Raw genomic sequence first — 24,304 nt, 5'->3', positions numbered from 1 at the left:
ATCAGGCTTCCGCAGTCGCCTGCTGGGCCTGTGCTTGCGCCATGTGCTGGGCAAACAGGGCATCGAAGTTGACCGGTGCCAGGTTCAGCTGCGGGAAGGAACCCTTGCTCACCATGTTGGCCACGGCTTCGCGGGCATACGGGAACAGGATGTTCGGGCAGAAGGCAGCCAGGCAGTGAGCCAGTTGCGGCTCCGGCAGGTTACCGATGGTGAAGATACCGGCTTGCTGTACTTCGCACAGGAAGGCGGTTTCGGTTTCCAGTTTGCAAGTTACGGTCAGGGTCAGGACAACCTCGTACACGCTCTCAGCCAGGATGTTGGTCTTGGTATCCATATCCAGCTTGACGTCCGGCTGCCACTCTTTCTGGAAGATGTGCGGGGTGTTCGGCGCTTCGAAAGAGACATCCTTGGTGTAAACACGCTGGATGTGGAATTCCGGTTGTACTTCCTGGTTGTTGATCTCGTCAGCCATTTCGTTTGATTCCTTGTTATATGGATAAGTGGGCTCAGGCCCTGCTTAAATCAGCGTTTCTTGGTTACCGGCAGATTTTCTGCACGCCATTGGGCCATGCCACCGCCGAGCACGTAAACCTGCTTGAAGCCAGCTTTGCTCAGCTGACGGCCCGCGCCGCCCGCAGTCATTCCCGACTCGCACACCACTATGATGGGGGCATCTTTATGCTTTTCAACCGGGCCCAGATTATTGCTCTGGATCTGGGTCAGCGGCAGGTGCTGGGCACCGGCCAGATGGCCCTTGGCATACTCTTCCTGACTGCGAATATCCACCACGGTGGCATTCTCGCGGTTGATCAGCAGGGTCGCGGTGTGGTTGTTGACGGTTTTTACCGGGGACAAACGGGCACGCACAGTGGTGTAAACCAGGGTGCCAGCCAGACCCAACCAGGCTGCGGTCAGCAGCGGGTTACGGGCCGCAAAATCCAAATACTCTTGCATCTTCTACTATCCAGGGACCAAGACAAGGGCCCGAGTATACATGGGGGTATTGATAAGATCAGCCATCTTGGCGGCAAAGCGCGAGCAGGCTCCCATCCTCATTGGGCATCGATCATGGCAGGAAGGGTGTGGCTTGCGGGGCAGCAGGAGCGCCCCTTGGCTATCAGGTGACTATTTCGGCAGATGTAGTAATATTACGCTAGTTTCATTTCCCGCATTTTTTCCAATCCGAGAGGACATAGTCTTATGTCAACAGCTAAGAAACCTTTGGTTCTGGTCATCATGGACGGTTGGGGCTACAGCACCAAGCAAGAGCACAACGCCGTCGCTGCCGCCAAGACTCCCAACCTCGATCGTCTGGCCCGTGACTACACCAGCACCCTGATCTCCGGCTCCGGTCTGGACGTCGGTCTGCCGGATGGCCAGATGGGCAACTCCGAAGTGGGCCACGTCAACATCGGTGCCGGTCGCATCGTCTATCAGGAGCTGACCCGCATCTCCAAAGACATCCAGGACGGTGAATTCTTCCAGAACGTCGAGCTGGCCAAGGCTGTTGACGCTGCAGTCACCAACGGCAAAGCCGTTCACATCATGGGTCTGATGTCCCCGGGTGGCGTACACAGCCACGAAGAGCACATCATGGGCATGATCGAAATGGCTGCCAAGCGTGGCGCCGAGAAGATCTACCTGCACGCCTTCCTGGATGGCCGCGACGTTCCGCCGCGCTCCGCCCTGTCCTCCATCGAGCTGTTCGATGCCCTGTTCGCCAAGCTGGGCAAGGGTCGTTTCGCCTCCATGATCGGCCGTTACTTCGCCATGGACCGTGACAACCGCTGGGATCGCGTGCAGCAAGCCTATGACCTGATGACCCAGGGCAAGGGCGAGTTCACCGCCGATAGCGCCACCGAAGCACTGGCTGCCGCCTATGCTCGCGACGAGAACGACGAGTTCGTCAAAGCCACCCGCATCGGCGAAGCTGCCCCCATGGAAGATGGCGATGCGCTGATTTTCATGAACTTCCGTGCCGACCGTGCCCGTGAAATCACCCGCGCCTTCGTTGACACCGACTTCACCGGCTTCGCCCGTGCAGTCGAGCCGAAGCTGAACTTCGTGATGCTGACCGAATACGCGGCCGATATCAAAACTGCCTGTGCCTACCCGCCGACTGCGCTGGTCAACACCCTGGGTGAGTGGCTGGCCAAGCAGGGCAAGACCCAGCTGCGGATCTCCGAAACCGAGAAATACGCTCACGTCACCTTCTTCTTCAACGGTGGCGAAGAGTCCTGCTTCACTGGCGAAGATCGCGAGATCGTGGCCAGCCCGAAAGTGGCGACCTATGACCTGCAGCCGGAGATGAGCTCCGAAGAGCTGACCGACAAGCTGGTTGCGGCCATCAAGAGCGGCAAGTACGACGTCATCATCTGTAACTACCCGAATGGCGACATGGTTGGTCACACCGGTGTGTTCGATGCCGCCGTCAAAGCATGTGAAGCCGTTGACCACTGCATCGGTCGCGTGACCGACGCCTTGGCCGAAGTGGGTGGCGAGTGCCTGATCACTGCCGACCACGGTAACGCCGAGAAGATGCTGGACGAAGAGACTGGTCAGGCCCACACCGCCCACACCAATCTGCCGGTTCCGCTCATCTATTTCGGTCGCAAAGCCGAGGTGGTTGAAGGTGGCAAACTGTCCGATCTGGCCCCCACCATGCTGACCCTGATGGGTCTGCCGGTGCCGCCGGAAATGACTGGCAAGCCCCTGATGATTCTGAAATAATCCTTCCCCATGCGGGGATGCGAAGTTATTTCACAGAAAACCAGTCGCGTCGGCCTGTTGGCCGGCGCGCTGTTTTTTTGCCTGTCGTTTGGCGCCAGCAAACCGGCTTTGGCCGCCAATCAGCAGCTGGGGACCATGCAGTCCCAGATCAAGGAACAACAGCAGACCATCAAGCTCAGCAAGCAGGAGCTTGCCAAGCTAAATACCCAGCTCAAGGCTGACGAGCAGGCCATCTCGGCCGCCGCCGCCAAACTCAACCAGACCAGGCAGCAGTTGAAGCAGAACCAGCAGACGCTGGCGACCCTGCAAAAAGACAAGCTGGCGCTGGAAGTTCAAGCCAAACATCAAAAGCAGTTGCTGGCCAAGCAGGCGGAGAGCGCCTTTCAAGCGGGCAACCACGACTACCTCAAACTGCTGCTCAATCAGCAGGATCCGGCCAAACTGAGCCGCTCCCTCGACTACTACGACTACCTCAACAAGGCCCGCATCGAGGCCATCGACGCCCTGCGCGCCACCCGCGACAAGCTGGCAAAAAACCAGCAGGCAACCAAAGAGACCGAAACCAGACTGCAAACCCTGCTTGCCGAACAGCAGGAGCATCACCAGACCCTGCTGGCCAGCCAGCAGAGCCGCGCCAAGGTGCGTAACCAGTTGCAACAGTCGGTGCAGGATGACGAGCAGAAGCTCACCAAGCTGGTCAAGGCGGAGAAAGCGCTGAAAGCCCGGCTGGAAGAGCTGCGCCGCAAGCGGGAAGAGCAGGAGCGCCGTGAACGGGCCGAGCGGGAGCGGCTGGCCAAGCTGAAAGCGGAGCAGGAGCGTCAGCGCAAGCTGGCCGAACAGCGCCGCGCCGAGCAGCAACGACTCGCCGCCCAGCAGAACAAAACCGTCAAACCGGCGGAACCGGTTGAAGAGGTAGCCAGCACCAAACCGGAGCGTGGCTCGGGCATCAGCAGCGCCGGCCACTACAGCGGCCTCAAGACCAATGGCAGCCTGCGCTGGCCGGTACAGGGGCCGATCCTCATCTCCTACGGTTCGCCGCGCACCGCCCAGCTCAAGTGGAAAGGCACGCTGATCGGCGCCAGCGAAGGGACCCAGGTCAAGGCGGTCGCACCGGGGCAAGTGGTCTATGCCGACTGGCTCGACGGTTTCGGCATGCTGCTGGTGATCGACCACGGTAAGGGCTACATGAGCCTCTACGGTCACAATCAGTCGCTGCTGCGTCAGGTTGGCCAGAATGTGGAACAGGGTGAACCGGTGGCACTGGTCGGTGACAGTGGCGGTCAGGACAGACCGGGCCTCTACTTCGAAATCCGCTATCAGGGCGAGGCGATCAACCCGACAAAATGGCTGGCCAAGGGTTGAGTTAACCCGGCCGACAAGCGCGTCACACGCTCACTAGCAAAAGCCTGCATCACGCAGGCTTTTGTCGTTTCAGGAGTACAGCAACCCGCTGTCGCTCCCATTTGATGAAAAATTACCTAATTTTCGATCGGCTCAAGGAAAGACAACCAGACCGATCTGCTCCAGCAAGGTCTGCTGCTGATCCTCGTTGATCTGCACCCCTTGCAGATCGACCCGCCGCAGATCCAGCCCCGGCAGATCGCACTGGCGCAGATCGCAGCCCTGCAGCTTGAAGCTGGTCCAGTCAATCTGGCCAAACTCGGAGCCGCTGAGATCGGAACCCGCCAGCGAGGCACCGAACAGGTTAGCCCCCTGCCAGCGGTTGCCGGTCAGCTCGCACTTCTCCAGCAGGCAGCCCTCGAAGCTGGCGTAGCTGAAGTTGTTGCCGGTCAGATGGGCCTCGCAGAAGTAGCTTTTGGCGGTGATCTGGTTGGCGAAGCTGGCATGGCTGAAGTTGATACCGACCGCCTGACAGTCGCGCATCTCCAACCCCAGACACTGGCTGCGGCTGCAATCGGCCATGGTGAGATCGCAGCGCAGAAAGCTGGCCTCGCGCAGATCGCTACCCTGCAACAGGCAGCCCCGTTCGCTCTCCCGATCGTAGAAGCTGCAGTCGATGAAGCGGCTATCGCTCAGATCCAGCCAAGAGAAATTACAGCCGATAAAGCGGCACTCCGAGAACTGCTCCCCCTCCACATCCTGTTGCTCGAACCGGACATCCACGAACTGCTTGCCTCTGATCATCGGAAAACTCCTGCAAAAACGGCTTCATATGCTGACTTTATCCGCCAAAAACGGTAATGTTACATGTAACATCCACCCTGGAAAGCCCTATGAGCCCCACCCGCAAGCGCCGCCCCACTCTGCAAGATATCGCCGACCAGACCGGCGTGACCAAGATGACTGTCAGCCGCTATCTGCGCGACCCGCAGACCGTAGCGGAGGGGACCCGCGAGCGGATCGCGGCTGTGGTGGAAGAGCTGGGTTATATCCCCAACCGGGCGCCGGACATTCTCTCCAACGCGACCAGCAAGGCGATCGGCATCCTGATCCCCTCCCTCTCCAACCAGGTATTCTCGGCGGTGATCCACGGCATCGAGTCGGTGACCCGACCGGCCGGTTACCAGACCCTGCTGGCCCACTACGGCTACAGCCCGGAGCGGGAGGAGGAGCAGGTCGCGTCCCTGCTCTCCTATCACGTGGATGGACTGATCCTCTCCGACAGCCAGCACACCGAGCGCACTCGCAAGATGATTGCCACCGCCGGCATTCCGGTGGTGGAGACCATGGATCTGCCGCAAACCCCCATCGACATGGTGGTCGGCATGGATCATAGAGCCGCCGCCCGGGCCATGGTAACAGAGATGCTGCGCCGGGGCCGTCGCAAGGTAATCTATCTGGGGGCGCGGCTCGACGTGCGTACCCAGCTGCGGATGGAGGGTTACTATCAGGCGATGACCGACTTCGGCCTCACCGGCCAGCATCTGCTGACCGAACAATCCTCCAGCTTCACCTTGGGGGGCGAGCTGCTTGATCAGGCGCTGGTACGCTATCCCGACCTCGACGGCCTGTTCTGCACCAACGATGACCTGGCAGTGGGCGCCCTGCTGCAGTGTCAAGCCAAGTGGATCCCGGTACCCCAGCAGATCGCCATCGCCGGTTGCAACGCCCTCGACATCGGCCACGCCATGACCCCCAAGCTGGCCAGTATCGCCACCCCACGGGAAGCGATCGGCCGGGAGGCGGCCACCATGCTGCTGGCTCGTCTCAACGGCCAATCCCAACCCGACACCCGCAAGGATATCGGCTTCTCCCTCTATGTCGGGGAGAGTCTGGGGTAATCCCTTCCCTCACCCACTTAAGTCACGCTGATAGCAAACAGGCCACCCGAGGGTGGCCTGTTTGGTTTTCTGCACAACTGGCGCTTAACGTTTTACCAGCTCAACCGCTTCGCGGGAGAGGCGGGTCACCTCCTCCCAGTTGCCGCTCTTGACCGCATCGGCCGGCAGCATCCAGGAGCCGCCGACGGTGGCGACGCACTTGAGCGCCAGATAGTCGGCCACGTTTTTCGGGCCGATACCGCCGGTGGGGCAGAACTTCACCTGGGGCAGCGGCGCGGCAATGGCGGAGAGCGCCTTGGTACCGCCGTTCGCTTCGGCCGGGAAGAACTTCAGATGGTCGTAGCCCGCTTCCAGCGCCTGCATCACTTCAGACGGAGTAGCCACACCCGGGAGCAGCGGCGCGGTGCTCTTGGCGGCGTGAGCCAGCAGGGCCGGCGTCATCCCCGGGGAGATGACGAAACGGGCACCGGCGGCGACGGCAGCGTCAAACTGCTCGCAGTTGAGCACGGTACCGGCACCGACCATGGCATCCGGCATCGCCTTGGCGATGAGGGCGATGGCATCGAGCGCCACCGGGGTGCGCAGGGTGATTTCGAAGACAGATATGCCGCCGTCGAGCAGCGCCTTGGCCATCGGCAGGGCCTGATCCAGCTCGTTGATAACCATCACGGGTACCAGCGGGGAGGCGGCAAACACCTCGGCCGGGGTCACTTTCCAGTTCTGCATAGCTCTTCCTTAGTCAAAGATGGTAGCGCCACACTCGGCGCTCGATACCGCGCGACGCATCACGCTGAACAGTTCACGGCCCCACCCCTCTTGTTCCAGAGTGAGGTCAATCTCGGCCTGGGTACGGCCACTCAAATCGGTCAGGCAATCGAGGCTGCCGTTTACCGCGTCAACCCGCAGCAGGTCGCCGTCAGCCAGCAGGCCAATGGCCCCGCCGTGCAGCGCTTCCGGAGTGACGTGGATGGCGGCCGGGATCTTGCCGGAGGCGCCGGAGAGGCGGCCATCGGTGACCAGCGCCACCTTGTAACCCGCCTTCTGCAGGTTGCCGAGCACCGGCATCAGCTTGTGCAGCTCCGGCATACCGTTGGCGGCCGGGCCATTGTGGCGCACCACGATCACGGCGTCCTGATTGAGATCGCCCGCCTTGTAGGCTGCTTCCACCGCATGCTGGGAGGAGAAGACCCGCGCCGGCGCTTCAATCACCCGATACTCGGGAGCCACGGCGGAGACCTTGACCACGGCGCGGCCCAGATTGCCTGCCAGCAGCTTGGTGCCGCCAGTGGCCTGGAATACGCTGCCGGAAGGCGACAGCACGCTCGCATCGCCGCTCTCGCCGACCGGCTGCCATACCAGCTGGCCATCCACCAGAGCCGGACGGCTGAGGTAATCCTGCATCTCGCCAAAGACCGGAGTGGCATCCATATGGATCAGCCCCTCTTCGGCCAGACGGCGCATCAGGCCGGGCACGCCGCCCGCCTGTTCGAAGGCGTTGACGTCGGCCGGGCCGTTCGGGTACATGCGAACCAAGAGCGGCACCACGTCGGAGAGATCGCTGATGTCATCCCAGGTCAGTACCAGACCGGCCGCACGAGCCAGCGCCACCATGTGGATGCTGTGGTTGGTGCTGCCGCCGGAGGCGAGCAGGGCCACCAGACCGTTGACCAGCGAACGCTCGTCCAGCACCTCGCTCAGCGGGCGATAGGCCGGGGAACCCGGGATCATGGCGCTGATGCGGCGGGCCGCTTCGGCGGTCAGGGCGCGGCGCAGCTCGCTATACGGGTGCACAAAGGCGGAGCCCGGCAGCATCAGGCCCATGGCCTCGAACACCAGCTGGTTGGTGTTGGCGGTGCCGTAGAAGGTGCAGGTGCCTGCCGCGTGGTAGGCGCCGCACTCCATCTCCAGCAAGGCATCGCGACCCACTTCACCGGCAGCGTACTTCTGACGCACCTTCACCTTCTCGTCATTGCTGATGCCGCTCGCCATCGGGCCAGCAGGAACAAATGCAGTCGGCAGGTGAGCGTGGGAGAGGGCCCCCATGATCTGACCCGGAGCGATCTTGTCGCAGATACCGAGCAGCAGGGTCGCATCAAAGGTGTTGTGAGAGAGCGACAGGGCGGTCGCCTGGGCGATCAGGTCGCGGGAGAAGAGGGACATGTCCATCCCCGGCTGACCCTGGGTCACGCCGTCGCACATGGCGGGCACGCCGCCGGCGACCTGGGCACTGTGGCCCAGCTCGGCCAGTACCGCCTTGATCTGATCCGGATAGCCCTGATAAGGCTGATGGGCGCTCAGCATATCGTTGTAGGCGGTGACGATGCCGACGTTGGCGCGGGTCATATCGAGAATGCGACCCTTCTCGTCACTGCTGCAGGCGGCCACGGCGTGGGCCAGGTTGCCGCAGGCCAGCGCGGCGCGGGTCTTGCCCTGCTCAGCCTGACGCTGGATGCGAGCCAGAAATGCCTGACGACGGGCGACACTGCGCTCGCGGATGCGGGCGGTGACGTCGGAAATTACCTGATGAATCATTGGGCTTGCTCCAATGCTGTGACGGCGCGGTCAACCACCTGTTCGAAGGTGCCGTCTATATCAATGTGGAATACACCGGCTTCGCCATCCGGGCGCTCCAGAGTATCGAACTGACTTTGTACCATGCTTTCACGCATGAAGTGGCCCTTGCGGGCACGCATCCGCTCGAGGATCAGCGGCTGGCTGCCATCGAGGAAGATGAAGCTGACCGACTCGTTGCCTTCGCGGATCTGGTCGCGGTACTTCTTTTTGAGGGCGGAACAGACAATGATGCCGGTCTCGTTCTTCTGCTCGAGACTGTAGGCGGCGTCGCGGATCCGCTCCAGCCAGGGGGCACGATCCTCATCGTTGAGGGGGTTGCCGCCAGCCATCTTCTGGATGTTGGCCTTGGGGTGCAGGTCATCACCATCGATGAACTTGGCGCCCAGCGCTTCGGCCACTTTCAGACCCACGCTGGATTTGCCGCTACCACACACACCCATCACGATAATGCACTTACCCGCCATAATTTGACCTCTGTCCCACTTTTCAAAAAACCAGCTGTTGATGGGTTCTAATCTAACACGTTACCGGTAACATGTTACCGGTAACGATTGAAAATGTGAAGTCTGCCACAGACTGAGCAAACCCATAGTCACCTGGGCATATGATGTTGAGCCCTTGCCATAAATCTAAATAAATCATAAAGATATGGTTTGCCGACGGATCGGCAAGGTGTCACGACTGAACTTGGAAAAAGGAACGCATAACAATGTCTGACCTCTCCCTGATCATGACAGCCGCCGGCTCGATTGTGCTGCTGCTCTTCCTGGTGATGAAGGCCCGGCTCCACGCCGTGGTAGCCCTGATCCTGGTCTCCATGGTGGCGGGTCTCGCCGCTGGCATGAACCCGGCCGATATCGCCGCCACCATCCAGAAAGGGATGGGTGGCACCCTCGGTTTCGTCGCGGTAGTGGTGGCGCTGGGCGCCATGTTCGGCAAGGTGATGGAAGTGACCGGCGCCCTCGACCGGGTAGCCCACACCCTGCTCGGCAAGTTTGGTGTCAAGCGCGCCAATTGGGCCATGGCCCTGACCGGCTTTGTCTGCGCCCTGCCGCTCTTCTTTGACGTGGCCGTGGTGCTGCTGATCGGCGTCGCCTTCGCCATCGTCCGTCGTGGCGGCGGCAGCGTGGTGAAGATCGGTATCGCCCTGCTGGCCGGTATCGCCACCTGCCAGGCCTTCCTTATTCCGGCGCCGGGCCCGATCCTGGTGGCTTCCCAGCTGGGTGCCGACTTCGGCTATATGATCCTGTTCGGCCTGATCGCCGCCGTACCGGCGTTGATCCTGGCGGGCCCGCTGTTCGGTGACTTCATCAGCAAGATCGTCGATGTGCCGCTGCCTGCCGATGCCCAGAACAGCGTCCACGATGACAGCAAATCCCTGCCCTCCTTCGGGCTGGCCATGGGCCTCATCGGTCTGCCGCTGCTGCTGATCGGCCTCAAGACCATCGTCGGTCGTTTCGTCGAGGCGGGCTCCACCCTGCACAACTGGCTGGAGTTCATCGGTCACCCCTTCACCGCCATCATGGTCGCCTGTCTGGCCGCCTTCTATCTGCTGGGTATTCGCCGCGGCATGTCCCGTGACGAGGTGATGAGCGTCTGCAACAGCGCCATCCAGCCCGCCGGTGTCATCATCCTGGTGACCGGTGCCGGTGGCGTGTTCAAGCAGGTGCTGGTTGATTCCGGTGTGGGTGCAGCCCTTGGCAACATGCTGGCCGACTCCGGTCTGCCCATCGTCGCGCTGGCCTTCATTCTGGCCGCTGCGGTACGGGTGATTCAGGGCTCCGCCACCGTCGCCATGCTGACCGCCTGCGGTCTGGTGCTGCCGATGCTGGAACCCCTCGGCCTCAACGGTGCCCAGCTGGCAGCCGTCACCATCGCCATCGGCGGCGGTGCCATCGTGCTCTCCCACGTCAACGACTCCGGTTTCTGGCTGGCCAACCGTTATCTTGGCCTCACCGAGAAGCAGACCCTGCAGACCTGGACCGTGATGGAGACCATCATCGGCACCACCGGCGGCGTGATGGCGATGATCATCTACAGCTTCCTCTGACAAGGGCGAAATGCTGACAAAAAGGCCTCACTCGTGAGGCCTTTTTCATCTTTCTGATGATTCTTTCTTTGGCTGAGAGGGCGAGATTGCTAGAATCGCCTATTCATCGCTCCGAGTGGAACGCTTAACCCCGTGATTTCAGGTTTATCTATGCATTCATCGGCCCATTATCGACAACTGCTGGCGCGCCTGCCCCAGATCGCCGTCGCAGCGGATCAGTTTGAAGTGCTCTACAGCGCCCAGGATTTCAAACGCCGCATTCTTGCGCTTATCGCCAGTGCCACCCGGCGCATCTATCTGGTCGCGCTCTATCTGCAGGATGACGAAGCAGGCCGGGAGATCCTCTCCGCCCTCTACGCCGCCAAGCAGCGCAATCCGGCCCTCGACATCAAACTGTTCGTCGACTTCCACCGTGCCCAGCGCGGCCTGATCGGCAAAGGCAAGCAGGGCGGCAACCACCTGATGTATCAGGCCATGGCTGCCGAACACGAGCACCAGATCGAAATCTACGGCGTGCCGGTCAAAGGGCGCGAGCTGCTCGGCGTGCTGCACCTCAAGGGCTTCATCTTTGATGATGTGGTGCTCTACTCCGGCGCCAGCCTCAACGATATCTACCTGCACCAGCAGGATCGCTACCGCTTCGATCGCTATCACCAGATCACCAGCCCGGAGCTGGCCCGCAGCATGGTCAACTATGTGGATGACCTGTTCGTGAAGAGCGACGCGGTGCAACGACTGGATCACAGCGACATCCCCAGCGCCAAACAGCTGAAGGGGCCTATCCGCCGCTTCAAGCAGAGCCTGCGCCAGAGCCAGTACCGTTTCAGCACCATGCCGGTCAACACTCAGGAAGTGGCCGTCACCCCCATGGTGGGTCTGGGCAAGCGCAACAATCAGCTCAACCTGATGATCCGCAATCTGGTGCGCGCCACCGAGCGGGAGATCTTCATCTGCACCCCTTACTTCAACCCCCCCAAGGAGTTGAGCAAGGATATCGAGGATCTGCTGCAGCGCGGTTGCAAGGTGACCATCGTAGTGGGCGACAAGACCGCCAACGACTTCTTCATTCCACCGGAAGAGAAGTTCTCGACCATAGGTGGCCTGCCCTATCTCTACGAGACCAACCTGCGCAAGTTTGCCGAGCGCAACCAGCGTCACATCGACGACGGTCGCCTCAACCTGATGCTCTGGTGTTGCGAGCGCAACTCCTACCATCTCAAGGGGATCTTCGTGGATGACGAGTGGGCCCTGCTCACCGGCAACAACCTCAACCCCCGCGCCTGGGCGCTGGATCTGGAGAACGGCCTGCTGGTGCACGATCGTCGCCACCTGCTGCGTCCCCAGTTCAACGCGGAGCGGGAGAACATCCTGACCAACACCAAGCGGATCAGCCACTTCGATCAGGTGGAACAGATTCAGGACTACCCGGAACAGGTGCGCAAGCTGCTAGGACGGATCCACCGGGTCAAGGCCCATCTGCTGCTCAAGCGCATCATCTGACCCCAGGCGCCATGCGCCCGCACCTTGCCTGTTGGCAGCCACACAAAGGCCTCCCGTTTTCGGCAGGTCTTTGTTATATCCGCCGTTTCCCCCGCCTTGACGGCCCTGCCAGCAGCAACTCGGCTTGCATCGGCCCCTCAACAACCCCTATCATCTGGACATATTTACAGTGTTTTCGGGCATCTAATTGATGAAATTGGATAAAATTCCTCTCGATAGCCTCAAGGGTGTCGGCAGCAAGATGCTGGAGAAGCTCGAGCGGCTGGGGCTGGCCACGGTACAGGATCTGCTGTTCCACCTCCCCCTGCGCTACGAGGACCGCACCCAGGTATGGCCCATCGGCGATCTGCCGCCCGGGCTGCACGGCGCCGTCGAGGGCGAAATCCAGGACACTCAGCTGGTGATGGGACGCCGCCGCATGATGGTCTGTCGCATCAGCGACGGTACCGGCACCCTCACCCTCCGCTTCTTCAACTTCACCGCCGCCCAGAAGAACAGTCTGGCGGCGGGCCGTCTGATCCGCTGCTTTGGCGAGGTGCGCCCCGGCAAATACGGGCTGGAGATGGCCCACCCCGAGTACAAGCTGCTCGGCGAGGAGCAGGCGGGTCAGACCGAAGAGGCGCTCACCCCCGTCTACCCGACTACCGAAGGGCTGCGCCAGCTCACCCTGCGCAACCTCACCGATCAGACGCTGGCCCAGCTCGACCTCTACGGCGTGGAGGAGCTGCTGCCCGCCGGCCTCTACCCCCAGCAGATCGATCTGGCCGCGGCCCTGAAGCTGCTGCACCGTCCGCCCCCCTCGGTGGCGCTGGCCCTGCTCGAGAGCGGCCAGCACCCGGCCCAGCAGCGGCTGGTGCTGGAGGAGCTGCTGGCCCACAACCTCTCGGTCTTGAAAGTGCGCGCTCAGGCACAAACCCAGCTGGCCCGCGCCCTCAAACCGGCACCTGCCCTGGTGGAGCAGCTGCTCGGCGCCCTACCGTTCACCCCCACCGGCGCCCAGAACCGGGTGGTGGCGGAGATCGGCCGGGATCTGCAACAGAGCCACCCCATGATGCGGCTGGTGCAGGGGGATGTGGGCTCCGGCAAGACGCTGGTCGCAGCGCTGGCGGCCCTGCAGGCTATCGGCAACGGCTGTCAGGTGGGCTTGATGGCGCCGACCGAGCTGCTGGCGGAACAGCACGCCATCAACTTCGCCAAGTGGCTGGAGCCGCTCGGCATCGGAGTCGGCTGGCTGGCGGGTAAGCAGAAAGGCAAGGCGCGGGAGGAGGCGCTGGCCGCGATCAAAGATGGCAGCGTCAAGATGGTGGTGGGCACCCACGCCATCTTTCAGGAGCAGGTGGTGTTCCAGCGTCTGGCGCTGGTCATCATCGATGAACAGCACAGATTCGGGGTGCATCAGCGCCTCGCCCTGCGCGAGAAAGGGGAGCGGGAAGGGGTACATCCCCATCAGCTCATCATGACCGCCACCCCCATCCCCCGCACCCTGGCGATGACCGCCTATGCCGATCTCGACACCTCGGTCATCGACGAGCTGCCGCCGGGCCGAACCCCCATCACCACAGTCGCGCTGCCCGACAGCCGTCGCGGCGATGTGATCGAGCGGGTCAAGCTCGCCTGCACCGAGGGCAAGCAGGCCTACTGGGTCTGCACCCTGATCGAGGAGTCGGAGGTGCTGGAGTGTCAGGCTGCCGAGGATACCGCCGCCGAGCTGCAGAACCTGCTGCCCGGCCTGCATATCGGGCTGGTGCACGGCCGGATGCGGCCGGTGGAGAAACAGCGGGTGATGGAGGAGTTCAAGGCGGGCATACTGCAACTGCTGGTCGCTACCACCGTCATCGAGGTGGGGGTGGATGTGCCCAACGCCAGCCTGATGATCATCGAGAACCCGGAGCGACTGGGGCTGGCCCAGCTGCACCAGCTGCGCGGGCGGGTTGGCCGTGGTGCGGTAGCCTCTCACTGCGTGCTGCTCTATCATGCCCCCTTGTCCAAGACGGCCCAGAGCCGGCTCGGGGTGTTGCGGGAGACCAACGACGGCTTCCTCATCGCCCAGCGCGATCTGGAGCTGCGCGGCCCGGGCGAGTTGCTCGGCACCCGCCAGACCGGTCTGGCCGACCTCAAGATCGCCGATCTGGTACGCGACCAATCGCTCATCCCGCAGGTGCAGAAGATGGCGCGCTTCCTGATGGACCGCCACCCAAACCATGTCGAGCCCTTGATACGACGCTGGCTCGGCCTGCGGGATCACTACTCGAATGCTTGACCAAGGCAGATGCAGAAGATGGTCACATTGCCTGATGGATAGGCACCCAAACCATGTCGAACCCTTGATACGGCGCTGGCTCGGTCTGCGGGATCACTACTCCAATGCCTGACCAAGCAACAGAAACAGGAGGAAAGCACTGATGAATTCCTGGCTGCGCGGTCTGCTCTACACCCTTGCCTTCCTGTTGCTCTTTGTCTGGGTCGGGCTTGGCCTGTTCGATGCCGAGCGGGCCAAGGGGCCCATCGCCGGCTGGCTCAGCCAGCAGACCGGCGTGCCTGTCACCATAGGCCGGCTGGTGTTCAACCCGCTCCACCCCTACACCCTGCTGGCGGAGCAGGTGAGTTACGGCAACGCCGTGACCCTCGACAAGATCTATCTCGAGATAGAGAGCATCGACTGGCTGAACCGGGACGTGCGCATCGCCCATCTCGACCTCATCCGCCCGGCCATCAAGCTGCCGCTGCCCAACCAGCTGCCGAGCCTGCCGGTGCACTCCCTCACCATCGCCGACAGCACCATAGACCGGCTCAGTCTGGAGAGCCCCGAGCTGACCCTGCGCGGCCTCAATGCCACCCTGAGCGACTGGGAGCTGATCGACCCGAAACGGCAACCACAGGCCAACCTGAGCCTCAATATCGGTCAGCTGGAGACCCCGCAATTCACCTTCGCCCGCCTCAACCTGCAAGGACGGCTGGAGGGGGAAGTGCTGCACACCGACAAGCTGGTGACCAACCTGTTCGACGGTCTGCTGGAGACCGGCATGGTGCTGGACTGGCCCGCCCGCACCCTGCAACTGCATGACCTCAAGGCACGCGGCATGCGGGTGGAGCTGGGGGATCTGACACAACAAGGCTTCCCGCAGCGCTTCCCGTTGCAAAGGGTGTCGCTGGATCGCGGCCAGCTGGACGGCGTCAGCCTCAACGACATCAATCAGGAGCTCTCCTTCAACAACTTCAGCGGCCAGCTCACCGCCTTCAACTGGCAGGCGGGCAACCAGCCCACCGGCTATCTGAGCGGCACCCTGGGGGACATGGGCCGCGGCCTGTTCCAACTGGAGGAGATCAAGGGCAAGCTCGCCTTCTCGCCCCAGCAGATTGACGGCGAACTGCAGGGCAAGGCCTATGAAGGGGCGTTCAATGTCGAGCTCTCCCTCGATACCCAGCAGCAGAAGCTGACCCTGAAAGACGTGGCGCTGAGCGGCATGGATATCAGCCTGCCACAAGGGTGGTGGCAGGATTGGCAGAGCTGGCGCCCGCAGCAGGTCGATATCCGCAAGCTGGCGTTCGACAAGCTCAAGGTGCTCTCCTTCGACGATACCCTGCCCCTGTCGCTGACCGGCTGGCAGCTCTATCTGAGCGATCTCGCCCTGCGCGATAACCAGCCCGGCCCGCTGCTCGGCCGTGCCCGCATCGAGAGCAAGTGGTTCGAGCTGGTGTGGGATGGCCTCAGCGCCCGTAACGGCGAGCTGGATGGGGAGCTGACCCCCAGCTCCTGGCAACTGGGCAAACTCACCAGCTCGCTGCCGGATGAGGGCACCCTCAGTCTGAGTGGCCAGTGGGGCCGCGAACCAGGCCAGAGCAGCCGCCTCCAACTGCAGGCGACCAAGCTGGATCTGCAGCAATGGGGCAAGATATTCCACTCCCCGGTCTCGTTCGCTGGCAAGGCGGACGTGAGCGCCGATCTGCAAGCCGAACAGGGCAAAACGGCGGGCGAGTGGCGCCAGACCCTGCAGGGCAGCTTTGCCCTCGATGCCGACGAGCCGTTCTGGGACAAGGTGAAGATAGATCCGCTGCTGGATGAGTGGTTCAAGGGGGCGACCCCGCCCACCCTGACGCCGGATCAGCTGTGGCAGGCGATGCAGGAGGGTGACACCCCCTTCTACCGCATCAAGCTGCAGGGCAAGATCGACAAGGGGCAACTGCAGATCGAACAGGCTGGCGCTTCCACCATCACCCATCTGCTGGCACTGCAAGGGGGGATCGATCTGGTCAACGAGCAGTGGCAGATCGATCTGGGGGTGCTCAATGGCAACCGCTGCGCCGAGCTGCTCGGCCAGTGGCGTGGACCGCTGACGGAACCCACGTTGGCCTGGAGCTTCCCGCAGAAGCAGGACGCCTGCGGCTGGGAAGTGGGAGTACGCTATCCGCCGCAAGGCAACAGCGCCCCGCTCTGGCGACCGGCTCCCGCACCGAAAGCCCAAAACCAGGCCCAAGTGCAGACCCAAGCCGGGCAGACAAGCGACAGTCAGCAAGGGTAAAAACAGACAAGGCCTCATGATGAGGCCTTGTTGTTTGATGGGGAAACGACGCGGTTACTGGCCCGGACGGCGCGGCGGCAGCACCACGTAGTGGCCGCAGAACTCCACCGCCAGCTTGCTGCCGCTGAACAGCTGGATCTTGAGGCTGAAGGTGGCAGGCTCCCCCCGTTTGAGCGGCTGCAGCACGGCGGGCATCCCCTCACGGGCTACCCGCGCCTCCGGCTCCTCATCGACCGGGCCATGATATTTGATGGTGCTCTCGGTCAGCACCGGCTCGCCCACCAGCCCCTCCTCTTTAAGCTGCAGCCAGATCAGCCCCCAGCCCGCCAGCACGCACTGGCTGTAGACACTGCCGGCGAACATGCTGCCATGCACGTTGAAGTTGGCCGCCAGATTGGCCTTGAGGTGGAAAGTCTGGCCATCGTAGTGGCTGATGTGCATCCCCATCTTCTCGCTGATGGGTACCCCGCGCGACCAGCGGGTGGTGAGATCCTGACACCACTCCGGCCGGTACTGGATAGTCTGCAACGGGCTCAGGGATTTGATCATCTGGCGATGGGGAATCCGGCCGAAGGAGACGGGGCCGCCCCCCACTTCAAGAAAGCCGCACTTGCGATAGAACTCCACCGCCTCCTGACGGGCATTCATCACCAGCCGTTTCACCTTCTCGCTGCGGGCCAGCTCCTCGAGATCCTCTACCATTTTGGCGCCCAGCCCTTGACCGCGATATTCGGGACGCAGCGCCATAAAGCGGATCTGCGCCTCGTCACCGCCGATAAAGAGGCGGCCCACCGCGATGGGAGTGCCATCGGGTGCCAGCATCAGCCGGTGAATGGCGACGGTGTCGTACTCGTCCCGCTCGGAACCGACGGGCAGATTGAAGGGCTTACGCAGAAGTTCCCAGCGCAACTGGTAGTAGGCATCCAGCTCGGCGACTGTCTGAGGGGTGACTACCCGGTACATAGTTTCATCCTTGAGTTACACTGGTCGGAAACCATCTTGCCGTGCAAATTCATGGACTTCAATCTGCAAGCGTACCAAGCCGATCACTTGTTGCACCTCAGCGTCAAACCCCAGCGCCGCCTCACGGTACAGGAAAATGACCAGCACCGCTGGCTGGAGATAGACGGCGTGGTGCAATCCGCCATGTTGCTCGCCGACCCCGCCGCCCTCTGTCTGCCCCATCAACGGGTCATCGCCTGCCTGCTGCCGGAGCAGGCCACCCGGATCCTAGAACTGGGTCTGGGTGGCGGCGATCTCACTCGCCATCTCTGCCAACGCTGGCCCGATGCTCGCCACGAATGCGTCGACCTCGACGAAGAGGTGCTGACCGTTTATCAGCAGTTTTTCCAGCATCAGGAGAGCGATGAACGCGCCGCTCCGGCACTCCATCAGGCCGATGCCCTCGCCTTTCTGGAGCAGAGCGAACAGCAGTACGATCTCATCCTGCTCGATCTCTTCAGTCAGGATGGCAACCCGCTGCTGCTGTTTCAGGAGCGGCTCTACCGAGCGCTGGCTCCCCGCCTCAGCGGCACCCTGGTGATCAACCTGCTGCCGCGCACCGCGCTTGAGCTAACCCACGCCCTGACACTGATAGAACAGTGGATTGGCCCAGCCACCCCCTATCCGGTCACAGGGCTCATCAACGTGATTGTCCACGTCATACCGCGGGATCAGGCATTCTCAGACCTGTAGCCAGAAGGTAACCGGGCCGTCGTTGACCAGCGCCACCTTCATGTCGGCGGCAAAACGCCCGGTTGCGGTCGGGATGCCGCTGGCGGCGGCCTTGGCCACGAAGTAGTCATAGAGGCGTTCGGCCTCGCTCGGGTGGGCACCGCAGGAGAAGCTCGGGCGCATCCCGCTCTTGGTGTCGGCCGCCAGGGTAAACTGTGAGACCACCAGCAGACTGCCGCCGATCTGGCTGACATTGAGGTTCATCTTGCCATTCTCGTCACTGAAGACCCGATAGCCGCTCACCTTGTGCAGCAGCTTGTCGGCCTTGGCCTCATCATCCCCCTGCTCCACCCCGAGCAGCACCAACACCCCCTGACCGATGGCGCCGGTCACCTCCCCCTCGACGGTCACGCAGGCCTCGCTGACCCGCTGAATCAGTGCAATCACATCCCTCTCCTCTCAAAACAGAACGACCGCCCCAGCTCGATTGCAGGGGCGGTCGTCGATGCTACCAATAAACCGGTGGCCAAGGCGATGGCTTAGCCAAGCTCCTCGCTCGCCGGCTTCTCGTACTCGCCGAGGCAGGCGGTAGTCTCCGCACCAAGCAGCACCACCAGCCAACTCAAATAGACCCAGACAAACAGGATCGGGATGGTGGCCAGCGCGCCGTAGATGGCCTGATAGGATGGGAAGCTGGTGATGTAGATGGCAAAGCCGCGCTTGGCCAGCTCGAACAGGGTCGCCGCCACCAGCGCGCCGATAAAGGCGTGGGCCAGACGCACCTTGCAGTTCGGTACCACGGTATAGACCAGCAGGAAGGTGAGCACCGAGAAGAGGAACGGCAAGCCGCGCAGCAGCAGATAGCCGATGCCGAACAGGCTCTCGGCGCCAAACAGCCGCAGCGAGAAGATGTAGGAGGAGATGGCGATACTGGCCCCGATAAGCACGGGCCCCAGGGTGAGGATCATCCAGTACATGGCAAACGCCTGCGCCAGCGGGCGGCCCTGGGTCGAACGCCAGATGTAGTTGAGGTTCTTGTCGATGGCGGAGATCAGCATCAGCGCCACCACCACCAGCGCCCCGATCCCCACCGCAGTGGTGTTGGTGGCATTGGCGACGAAGCCGTCGATGTACTCCTTGAGCACCTCTCCCGCCGTCGGTACGAAGTTGTGGTAGACGAACTGCTCCATCGCCTGTTTGAGGCTCTGGAAAACCGGGAAGGCTGACATCATGCCAAAGACCACGGCGATCATCGGCACCAGTGAAAGCAGAGTGACATAGGCCAGATAACCGGCAGTGACCGTCAATCTGTCCTGCTGGAAACGGCCCCAGACAAACTGGGCAAAGTGGCGACCATCATGGCGCAAGAAGGAGAGGGCGTGGGCCAAACGGCCGCTGACAGGCTGCTGCATCTTGATTCTCGTTAGCGTCATAGTGGCAATATTGTGTCAGAGGAGAGCGCTGTTTGACCACCTTTGAACCCGATTTGCCCCCATCTCCCCCGACCTGTCACCCGGCTGGCGTCTCTGGCTGTCGCCAGAAGCAGAGATAAAAACGGCCCCGCTATGGGGCCATTTGCAACGCCGGATTACAGCATGTAGTCCGCAGGAAGCTCGATGCGGGCGACGCCGGAGGCCACCGCCGCCAGCGCTACGGCGCGGGCTACGCGCGGCAGCAGACGGGCATCCATCGGCTTGGGAATGACATAATCCTTGCCAAAGGCGAGCTCGCTGACCCCGGCGGCGGTCAGCACCTCGGCCGGCACCGGCTCCTTGGCCAGCGCACGGATCGCCTCGACCGCGGCAATCTTCATGGCATCGTTGATGCGGCTGGCACGGGCATCCAGGGCACCGCGGAAGATGAAGGGGAAGCAGAGCACGTTGTTGATCTGGTTCGGGTAGTCGGAGCGACCTGTGCCCATGATTAGGTCGCTGCGCACCCCGTGGGCCAGCGCCGGCTTGATCTCCGGATCCGGGTTGGAACAGGCGAAGATCACCGGATTGGGCGCCATCAGGGCGACCGCTTCGGCGGGCAGCACATCGGGGCCGGAAACACCGACAAACACATCCGCCCCTTCGATGACATCCATCAGGGTACGCAGCGGGGTCTCGTTGGCGAAGCGCTGCTTGTACTTGTTGAGATCGCTGCGGCCGGTGTGGATAACGCCCTGACGATCCAGCATGAAGATGTTGTGCGCTCTGGCGCCACACTTGATCAGCAGGTCCATGCAGGCGGTGGCGGCAGCCCCCGCCCCCATGCAGACGATGCGGCTGTCGCTGATGAGCTTGCCCTGCACTTCCAGCGCATTGAGCAGACCGGCAGCGGTGACGATGGCGGTACCGTGCTGGTCATCATGGAACACCGGAATATCGCAGCGCTCGATCAGCGCCTGCTCGATCTCGAAACACTCAGGTGCCTTGATATCTTCCAGATTGATGCCGCCGAAGGTATCGGCGATGGCTGCGACCGTGTCGATGAACTGCTGGCTGGTCTCGTGCTTCACCTCGATGTCGATAGCATCGATGCCGGCGAAGCGCTTGAACAGCAGGGCCTTGCCCTCCATCACCGGCTTGGAAGCGAGCGGCCCCAGATTGCCCAGACCCAGAATGGCGGTGCCGTTGGAGATGACGGCCACCAGATTGCCTTTGCCGGTATAGCGGTAGGCATCGGCCGGATTGGCAGCGATCTCGCGTACCGGCTCGGCGACACCCGGGCTGTAGGCCAGCGCCAGATCGCGGGCGGTTTCGGCGGGCTTGGTCAGGGCGATGGCAATTTTGCCCGGTACGGGCTGGGCGTGGTAATCGAGTGCTTCTTGACGCAGATCGGACATGGGGGACCCCGATGTGGTTGGTGCAAATGAGGTGCCGGCAGGGGGCACGCAGAAGGGCGGGGATCATAAAAGAAAGCGGCGGGCATGCCCAGCAGATCATGCTGCCGTCAGCCAGATCAGACCAGTTATCTCAGCACCTTACCCCGCCCATACCTACCACTTTAGTTATAGATCCTGCTGCGTGGGGTAAAAATGGCGCAAAAAAGGCGGCAAGTTGGCCTTGCCGCCCTTTCTGTCAGAGCTGTAGACCTGACTCAGTTGCCCAGATAGACCGGCAACAGATTTGCCATCGACAGGAAGTGGAACAGCGCGGTCGCCAATCCGAACAGGATCAGCAACCAGGCCACCAGCTTGCCACCCGGGGTGACGAAGTGGGGTGTCACTTCGCCCCGCTCGGCCCGCGCCCGGGTGCGCAGCACCAGCAGTGCCGGGATGATGCAGGTCCAGATGGTGGCAGCGGCACCGGCATAGCCGATGGCCAGCAGGAAGCCAAACGGGAAGAGCAGGGAGAGCAGCAGCGGCGGCAGGAAGGTGACCGCCCAGGTCTTGCAGCGACCGGCGCGGCTGTTATCGAACTTGAACAGATCAGCCAGATAGTCGAACACCCCGAGCCCCACCCCGATAAAGGAGGAGAGGATGGCCGCCATGGAGAAACCGTTAATGGCGCTGGCCACCTTCTCCGATTCGATCACCCCTGAAAGCGCGGAGAGCAGCACACTCACGTCACCTCCCTTGGCAATCACGGGAGCAAAATCCTGACGAGGCAGGTTGCCGAAGATCCCCAGCAGCCAGAGCACGTAGAGCGCCAGCGCGATCAGGGTTCCCCCCAGAATGGCCCATCTGGCCTGCTGCTCGTTCTGGTAGTAGGCACGCAGGGAAGCAACAGAGTGGTGATAACCAAACGAGGTGAGCGCCACCGGCAGCATCGCCATGGCATAAGGGGCATAGCGACTCTCGCTGCCCGCCAGATCGAGCAGGGTCGGCAGCTTGATACTGCCGAGCAGACCGGCCACACCGAGGGCGAAACTGAGGATCATGAAGGCGATCAGCACCACAGAGATGCGGTCAACGGCGCGAGTCGAGTGCCACACCACCGCAGAGAAGAGTGCCACGAACAGCACGGACGCGAGCTTGCTGTCGATCCCCAGAATCCCCTGCAGGATGGCACCGGAGGAGGTGATATAGGCGTAGAGCAGAATGCCGCCAACAAAGTAGACCGAGAGGTTGTTGAGGAGATTGAGCTTCTCCCCCAGCAGCTCGCGGGTCACGGTATTGAAGGAGACCCGCATGTCGTGGTGCTGGAAGGATTCCAGCAGCATCCAGCCGGAGAGGGTCATCATCACCATGGTGACGGTCAGTGCCAGCACCGACCAGAGGGTCCACGCCCCCGCCCCCGAACTCGGCAGACCGAGCATGCCGGCTCCCACGCAGACGCTGGCAATGATGCAGGCGCCCCCCAAAATTGACGGTTTTTTCTTCATAATCCCTTCTTTTTCTGACTGATTATCTATCCGCGGTAAACAAGACCGCGGCATGATGCCAGCCTTTGCCATGAGACGCCTACCACTATCTGCCATAACCGGGCATGGCCGCCGCATAAAAAGTGCCCCGAACGGGGCACTCTATCAGCGGGAATGATGTGAAGAGGGTTAATCCATCACCGGGATACCTGCCCTCGCCTCGGCCTGACGGGCGATGGCCTCGGTCATCCCCTGAAAGATAAAGAGGTGGAACGGCAGCATGGCGAGCCAGTAGGCCAGCCCCCAAGCGCCCTGCGGGTGCCAGTGAGCGGTGACCCGGATGCGGGTCAACCCGGACTCCTCCGGCAGGATGTTGAACTCCAGCCGCCCGACGCCCGGGGCCTTCATGTTGAACAAGAGATCGAGCCTGCGCCCCTCATCCACCCCGAGGATCTGCCAGGAGTCGAGCATATCCCCCTTCACGAAACGATCCGGATTGGTGCGGCCACGGGTGCGGGCCGGGCCGCCGATCAGATGATCCATCCATTCGCGCACCACCCACAGCTCGTTCATGTAGAAGTAGCGCTGCTCACCCCCCAACTGCTGCAACACCTGCCACACCACCTCGGGAGAGGCGAGGCAGATGGCCTCGCCGCTGGCGGTGCGATCGTAAAAACCATATTCGGGATGGCGCCAGCGCAGGCCGAGGGGGGTCTCCTGCCCCTGCTGTTCGGCACCCAGCTTCTGCTCCAGCGCCAGACTTTCCGCCAGCGCCTCGTCGAAGCTGAGCAGGGTCTGGGGCAGCAGGGCGCGCAGCGGGCCGTCATCGGCTGGAATGTCGTGCTTGAGACCCCCCACCAGCGCCTTGGCCACCGGCTGCGGCACCGAGGTGACAAACTGCAGCCACCAGGCAGAGAGGCGCGGACTCAGAAACGGGATGGGAATGATGGGGCAGCGCTTGCCGATATGGGCGGCGAACTTCTGCAACTGCTGCTGATAGCTGAGCAGCTCGGGGCCGACCGCATTGAAGATGCGGCCATCCACCTCATCGGCCTCTACCAGCCCGCCCAGATAGTGCAGCAGGTTGGAGAGCGCAATCGGCGGCGTGCGCGAGCGCACCCATTTCGGCGTCACCATCATTGGCAGGTTGAATACCAGATCCCGCATCACCTCGAACGCCGCCGAACCGGGCCCGATGATGATGCCGGCACGTAGCTCAACCGTCGGCACGCCAGATTCGCGAAACAGCTCGCCACAGTGGCGGCGGGAGTTGAGATGGCGGCTGTTGCACTGCTCGGGCTGGATCGCCCCCAGATAGATGATGCGGCGCACCCCGGCGGCGCGGGCAGCGGCCGCGAAGTTCTTCACCCCCTGCTGCTCCAGCCGGTGAAAATCGGCCCCCGCCCCCATGGCATGCACCAGATAGAAGACGGTATCTATGCCCGCCAGCGCAGGCAGCAGGGTGATGGGCTTGAGGCTGTCGGCGAGGCGAAACTCGACCCCCTCAGGCAAGCGGCAGGGACGGCGCGCCCCGGCAATCACCCTGTAGCCCAGCGTTTGCAGGTGAGGCACCAGATAGGAGCCTATATAGCCCGCAGCCCCCATCACCAGACAATTTCTCATCCTCTCTTCCTCTTCACATGTTGCGCCCTGCGCTTGGGCAAACGGGCTAGCCCCCGCATGCCCATCATCCTGCCACGCCACCACCTTGTAACCTAGTACTA

The 24,304-nt window shown here is 62.3% G+C and carries 20 protein-coding genes; 8 read left to right on the top strand and 12 right to left on the bottom strand.

The window, feature by feature from the left end; all coding sequences use genetic code 11:
- Nucleotide 1 precedes the first annotated feature (1 nt).
- Both secB and ACTG1P_RS14300 read right to left on the bottom strand, forming a co-directional pair.
- Entirely contained in the window at nt 2–472 is a 471-nt protein-coding gene (gene secB / locus ACTG1P_RS14305) for a protein-export chaperone SecB (protein WP_042054222.1), read from the bottom strand.
- A gap of 50 nt (nt 473–522) precedes the next feature.
- Nucleotides 523–954: a rhodanese-like domain-containing protein gene (locus ACTG1P_RS14300; protein ID WP_005340640.1), complete on the bottom strand. Its 432-nt coding sequence runs from the start codon at nt 952–954 to the stop codon at nt 523–525.
- Between the two features lie 246 nt (nt 955–1,200).
- On the opposite strand from ACTG1P_RS14300, the gene gpmM reads away from it, so the two are divergent.
- Both gpmM and envC read left to right on the top strand, forming a co-directional pair.
- Nucleotides 1,201–2,730, top strand: a complete 1,530-nt coding sequence (gpmM, locus tag ACTG1P_RS14295; protein ID WP_440001553.1) for a 2,3-bisphosphoglycerate-independent phosphoglycerate mutase — start codon at nt 1,201–1,203, stop codon at nt 2,728–2,730.
- Nucleotides 2,731–2,739: 9 nt separating this feature from the next.
- Nucleotides 2,740–4,092 (top strand): murein hydrolase activator EnvC, encoded by a 1,353-nt coding sequence (gene envC / locus ACTG1P_RS14290; RefSeq protein ID WP_440001552.1) that lies wholly within the window; start codon nt 2,740–2,742, stop codon nt 4,090–4,092.
- 132 nt (nt 4,093–4,224) lie between these two features.
- On the opposite strand, the gene ACTG1P_RS14285 is transcribed toward envC, so the two are convergent.
- The gene (locus tag ACTG1P_RS14285) at nt 4,225–4,875 is read right to left on the bottom strand and encodes a Qnr family pentapeptide repeat protein (RefSeq protein WP_440001551.1); all 651 of its coding nucleotides are present in this window, start codon (nt 4,873–4,875) and stop codon (nt 4,225–4,227) included.
- A gap of 89 nt (nt 4,876–4,964) precedes the next feature.
- Here ACTG1P_RS14285 and ACTG1P_RS14280 point away from each other — a divergent pair, with 89 nt between their 5' ends.
- Entirely contained in the window at nt 4,965–5,972 is a 1,008-nt protein-coding gene (locus tag ACTG1P_RS14280; RefSeq protein WP_440001550.1) for a substrate-binding domain-containing protein, read from the top strand.
- A gap of 84 nt (nt 5,973–6,056) precedes the next feature.
- Here the strand turns inward: ACTG1P_RS14280 and ACTG1P_RS14275 are convergent, their stop codons facing one another.
- Genes ACTG1P_RS14275 through ACTG1P_RS14265 form a run of 3 tightly spaced genes read right to left on the bottom strand, consistent with a single transcriptional unit; the run spans nt 6,057 to nt 9,010 of the window.
- Nucleotides 6,057–6,698 carry a bifunctional 4-hydroxy-2-oxoglutarate aldolase/2-dehydro-3-deoxy-phosphogluconate aldolase gene (locus ACTG1P_RS14275; RefSeq protein WP_440001549.1) on the bottom strand — a complete coding sequence of 214 codons (642 nt, stop codon included), beginning with the start codon at nt 6,696–6,698 and terminating at the stop codon, nt 6,057–6,059.
- 9 nt (nt 6,699–6,707) lie between these two features.
- Nucleotides 6,708–8,504, bottom strand: a complete 1,797-nt coding sequence (gene edd / locus ACTG1P_RS14270) for a phosphogluconate dehydratase (protein WP_440001548.1) — start codon at nt 8,502–8,504, stop codon at nt 6,708–6,710.
- Nucleotides 8,501–9,010, bottom strand: a complete 510-nt coding sequence (locus tag ACTG1P_RS14265; RefSeq protein ID WP_005340649.1) for a gluconokinase — start codon at nt 9,008–9,010, stop codon at nt 8,501–8,503. The genes edd and ACTG1P_RS14265 overlap by 4 nt, the downstream gene beginning before the upstream one ends.
- Before the next feature lie 245 nt (nt 9,011–9,255).
- On the opposite strand from ACTG1P_RS14265, the gene gntU reads away from it, so the two are divergent.
- The 4 genes from gntU to ACTG1P_RS14245 all read left to right on the top strand — a co-directional run bounded on the left by gntU (nt 9,256) and on the right by ACTG1P_RS14245 (nt 16,616).
- Nucleotides 9,256–10,596 carry a gluconate transporter gene (gene gntU, locus ACTG1P_RS14260; RefSeq protein WP_069527617.1) on the top strand — a complete coding sequence of 447 codons (1,341 nt, stop codon included), beginning with the start codon at nt 9,256–9,258 and terminating at the stop codon, nt 10,594–10,596.
- A gap of 150 nt (nt 10,597–10,746) precedes the next feature.
- Nucleotides 10,747–12,096, top strand: a complete 1,350-nt coding sequence (pssA, locus tag ACTG1P_RS14255) for a CDP-diacylglycerol--serine O-phosphatidyltransferase (RefSeq protein WP_021230775.1) — start codon at nt 10,747–10,749, stop codon at nt 12,094–12,096.
- Nucleotides 12,097–12,286: 190 nt separating this feature from the next.
- A complete protein-coding gene (recG, locus tag ACTG1P_RS14250; protein ID WP_440001547.1) occupies nt 12,287–14,356 on the top strand; it encodes an ATP-dependent DNA helicase RecG in 2,070 nt (689 codons plus the stop codon).
- Nucleotides 14,357–14,498: 142 nt separating this feature from the next.
- Nucleotides 14,499–16,616, top strand: coding sequence for an AsmA family protein (locus ACTG1P_RS14245; RefSeq protein ID WP_440001546.1), 2,118 nt, complete (start codon nt 14,499–14,501; stop codon nt 16,614–16,616).
- 54 nt (nt 16,617–16,670) lie between these two features.
- Here the strand turns inward: ACTG1P_RS14245 and ACTG1P_RS14240 are convergent, their stop codons facing one another.
- Nucleotides 16,671–17,579 carry a bifunctional GNAT family N-acetyltransferase/hotdog fold thioesterase gene (locus ACTG1P_RS14240; protein WP_440001545.1) on the bottom strand — a complete coding sequence of 303 codons (909 nt, stop codon included), beginning with the start codon at nt 17,577–17,579 and terminating at the stop codon, nt 16,671–16,673.
- Between the two features lie 51 nt (nt 17,580–17,630).
- Here ACTG1P_RS14240 and ACTG1P_RS14235 point away from each other — a divergent pair, with 51 nt between their 5' ends.
- Nucleotides 17,631–18,311 (top strand): spermidine synthase, encoded by a 681-nt coding sequence (locus ACTG1P_RS14235; protein ID WP_440002308.1) that lies wholly within the window; start codon nt 17,631–17,633, stop codon nt 18,309–18,311.
- Here the strand turns inward: ACTG1P_RS14235 and dtd are convergent.
- The 5 genes from dtd to ACTG1P_RS14210 all read right to left on the bottom strand — a co-directional run bounded on the left by dtd (nt 18,300) and on the right by ACTG1P_RS14210 (nt 24,203).
- Entirely contained in the window at nt 18,300–18,737 is a 438-nt protein-coding gene (gene dtd, locus ACTG1P_RS14230; protein ID WP_440001544.1) for a D-aminoacyl-tRNA deacylase, read from the bottom strand. The two genes, ACTG1P_RS14235 and dtd, sit on opposite strands and share 12 nt — an antisense overlap.
- 92 nt (nt 18,738–18,829) lie before the next feature.
- Entirely contained in the window at nt 18,830–19,702 is an 873-nt protein-coding gene (locus ACTG1P_RS14225) for a virulence factor BrkB family protein (RefSeq protein ID WP_041209731.1), read from the bottom strand.
- A gap of 176 nt (nt 19,703–19,878) precedes the next feature.
- Nucleotides 19,879–21,120, bottom strand: coding sequence for a malic enzyme-like NAD(P)-binding protein (locus ACTG1P_RS14220; protein WP_201902619.1), 1,242 nt, complete (start codon nt 21,118–21,120; stop codon nt 19,879–19,881).
- Nucleotides 21,121–21,374: 254 nt separating this feature from the next.
- Complete coding sequence (locus ACTG1P_RS14215; RefSeq protein ID WP_440001543.1) at nt 21,375–22,601, bottom strand: aromatic amino acid transporter; 1,227 nt, start codon at nt 22,599–22,601, stop codon at nt 21,375–21,377.
- Between the two features lie 168 nt (nt 22,602–22,769).
- On the bottom strand, nt 22,770–24,203 hold the full coding sequence (locus tag ACTG1P_RS14210) for a DUF2867 domain-containing protein (protein WP_110304285.1): 1,434 nt from the start codon (nt 24,201–24,203) through the stop codon (nt 22,770–22,772).
- Nucleotides 24,204–24,304 lie beyond the last annotated feature (101 nt).

Source organism: Aeromonas sp. 11P (genome assembly GCF_051920165.1).
Taxonomy (GTDB): domain Bacteria; phylum Pseudomonadota; class Gammaproteobacteria; order Enterobacterales; family Aeromonadaceae; genus Aeromonas; species Aeromonas veronii.
This window is presented reverse-complemented; position numbering and strand designations above follow the sequence as displayed.

What these genes read in the sequence shown, in the direction of transcription:
- envC (WP_440001552.1), top strand. Translation starts at nt 2,740, where the DNA reads ATGCGGGGATGCGAAGTTATTTCACAGAAAACCAGTCGCGTCGGCCTG.
- ACTG1P_RS14225 (WP_041209731.1), bottom strand. Translation starts at nt 19,702, where the DNA reads ATGCAGCAGCCTGTCAGCGGCCGTTTGGCCCACGCCCTCTCCTTCTTG.
- ACTG1P_RS14245 (WP_440001546.1), top strand. Translation starts at nt 14,499, where the DNA reads ATGAATTCCTGGCTGCGCGGTCTGCTCTACACCCTTGCCTTCCTGTTG.
- pssA (WP_021230775.1), top strand. Translation starts at nt 10,747, where the DNA reads ATGCATTCATCGGCCCATTATCGACAACTGCTGGCGCGCCTGCCCCAG.
- ACTG1P_RS14220 (WP_201902619.1), bottom strand. Translation starts at nt 21,120, where the DNA reads ATGTCCGATCTGCGTCAAGAAGCACTCGATTACCACGCCCAGCCCGTA.
- ACTG1P_RS14280 (WP_440001550.1), top strand. Translation starts at nt 4,965, where the DNA reads ATGAGCCCCACCCGCAAGCGCCGCCCCACTCTGCAAGATATCGCCGAC.
- ACTG1P_RS14240 (WP_440001545.1), bottom strand. Translation starts at nt 17,579, where the DNA reads ATGTACCGGGTAGTCACCCCTCAGACAGTCGCCGAGCTGGATGCCTAC.
- recG (WP_440001547.1), top strand. Translation starts at nt 12,287, where the DNA reads ATGAAATTGGATAAAATTCCTCTCGATAGCCTCAAGGGTGTCGGCAGC.
- gpmM (WP_440001553.1), top strand. Translation starts at nt 1,201, where the DNA reads ATGTCAACAGCTAAGAAACCTTTGGTTCTGGTCATCATGGACGGTTGG.
- ACTG1P_RS14210 (WP_110304285.1), bottom strand. Translation starts at nt 24,203, where the DNA reads ATGAGAAATTGTCTGGTGATGGGGGCTGCGGGCTATATAGGCTCCTAT.
- secB (WP_042054222.1), bottom strand. Translation starts at nt 472, where the DNA reads ATGGCTGACGAGATCAACAACCAGGAAGTACAACCGGAATTCCACATC.
- ACTG1P_RS14265 (WP_005340649.1), bottom strand. Translation starts at nt 9,010, where the DNA reads ATGGCGGGTAAGTGCATTATCGTGATGGGTGTGTGTGGTAGCGGCAAA.
- edd (WP_440001548.1), bottom strand. Translation starts at nt 8,504, where the DNA reads ATGATTCATCAGGTAATTTCCGACGTCACCGCCCGCATCCGCGAGCGC.
- ACTG1P_RS14215 (WP_440001543.1), bottom strand. Translation starts at nt 22,601, where the DNA reads ATGAAGAAAAAACCGTCAATTTTGGGGGGCGCCTGCATCATTGCCAGC.
- ACTG1P_RS14285 (WP_440001551.1), bottom strand. Translation starts at nt 4,875, where the DNA reads ATGATCAGAGGCAAGCAGTTCGTGGATGTCCGGTTCGAGCAACAGGAT.
- ACTG1P_RS14235 (WP_440002308.1), top strand. Translation starts at nt 17,631, where the DNA reads ATGGACTTCAATCTGCAAGCGTACCAAGCCGATCACTTGTTGCACCTC.
- gntU (WP_069527617.1), top strand. Translation starts at nt 9,256, where the DNA reads ATGTCTGACCTCTCCCTGATCATGACAGCCGCCGGCTCGATTGTGCTG.
- ACTG1P_RS14275 (WP_440001549.1), bottom strand. Translation starts at nt 6,698, where the DNA reads ATGCAGAACTGGAAAGTGACCCCGGCCGAGGTGTTTGCCGCCTCCCCG.
- ACTG1P_RS14300 (WP_005340640.1), bottom strand. Translation starts at nt 954, where the DNA reads ATGCAAGAGTATTTGGATTTTGCGGCCCGTAACCCGCTGCTGACCGCA.